Annotated in this window: 2 pseudogenes; both read left to right on the forward strand. The window is 38.4% G+C overall.

Annotation, left to right across the window (positions count from 1 at the left end):
• Positions 1–374: pseudogene (locus AB4486_RS26585) on the forward strand (hypothetical protein); the annotation flags it as partial.
• A gap of 58 nt (positions 375–432) precedes the next feature.
• A pseudogene (locus tag AB4486_RS26590) lies at positions 433–589 on the forward strand (DHH family phosphoesterase); the annotation flags it as partial.

The following is a 589-nucleotide window of genomic DNA, read 5'->3' on the forward strand; positions in this document are numbered from 1 at the left end:
CATTAGAACATGCAGGTGGTTCGGAGTTTTTTAATCAACCTTTTAACGCCATTGAAAGTGTCAATGAAATTCGAGCGTCCTTCTCTAGAACCGGCAATTATTACATTGAAGAAAATAATGGCGGTGAATTTGGCTACTTATATTCTTCAATCAGCGGTGCTAGTGAGTTCATTGCACCTATGATAAAAAACAACCGGAAATTGCTTTCTGAAGTTGTTGACTCGCTGACTATGGATGAGCATATCGTAAAGAGCGTACAGTCTTTACGTTTGAATGCGAAACCTAATTTCTATGGTTACAGTACGTTAGGTGTGGGGGCTTTAGAAGAAGCTATTTTGTCTAACACCGAATATCGTTTAATTCATAAGAGTTAACCATTAACACATCAGTTCTAGCTTATGATCAAGCTAGAACTTTATTAGCAGTGGGATTATGGCAAATTTAAAGTTCGAAAGCTTTCTAGAACGGCTTAAGGGTGATGACAGAATCATTATTCAAGCTCATGACTTCCCTGACCATGATGCGATTTCTTCCGCATACGCTTTAGCATACTTATTAAAAAGCAAAGGGTTGCGCCCATACATTACGT

It is taken from the genome of Vibrio sp. 10N.222.55.C6, from assembly GCF_041473395.1.
GTDB lineage: Bacteria > Pseudomonadota > Gammaproteobacteria > Enterobacterales > Vibrionaceae > Vibrio > Vibrio crassostreae_C.